General features: G+C 49.2%; 1 pseudogene. It reads right to left on the bottom strand.

The features are described from left to right. Positions 1-667: pseudogene (locus R7190_RS27935) on the bottom strand (AAA family ATPase); the annotation flags it as partial.

Here is a 667-nt window from a genome sequence, read left to right as displayed (position 1 = left end):
TTATCAATATCGTCATCCGACGCCTCTCCTGCCGAGAAATCCTCGTCTGAGACTTGCGGCTCTGGCTTGGTATCTTCAACGTCAAGATCTAAATCATCGTCGCCAAGTTCTGCGAATAAATCGTCCAGCATCGCTTGATCAACGCTGCCACTTGAAAGGTCTTCCGATGGTTCATCATCAGCAAGAAGTTTGGCAAATTCATCATCAGAAATAGCGTTATCGTCGTCGGACAAGTCGAAGCCTGTTTCGTCTTCGTCGAGCACTTCAAGTTCTGGCGTCACTTCATCAAGCGCACGTTCCATCTCTTCAAGGCCCAGCGCTTTCTCGTCGCCATTGACTTGAATGCCGCTCGTTGAAGAATCAAACTCGTCAAATCCAACGTCTAAATCACCATCATCGCCGATACCGGCAAATGGATCTTCGCCGTCATCGCCTTCTAAGTTGAAGTCTAGTTCTTCGTCATCTAGGTTCGCGAAGACATCCTCTTCAAGCTCTGCTTTCTCATCCTGCTCTAACAGCGGTTCAGAGTCATCATCACCAAACAAGTCATCATCTAAGCTGAGCTCATCATCAAGTTGGTCAGCGGCAGCTAAACCAATTGGTGCCGCAAGCGGGTCGATATCTTGTGCCTGCTGCTGCGCGGCTTCCTCTTCTTTCGCTTTCGAGC

The sequence above is a fragment of the Vibrio sp. 1078-1 genome (assembly GCF_033340475.1).
This window is presented reverse-complemented; position numbering and strand designations above follow the sequence as displayed.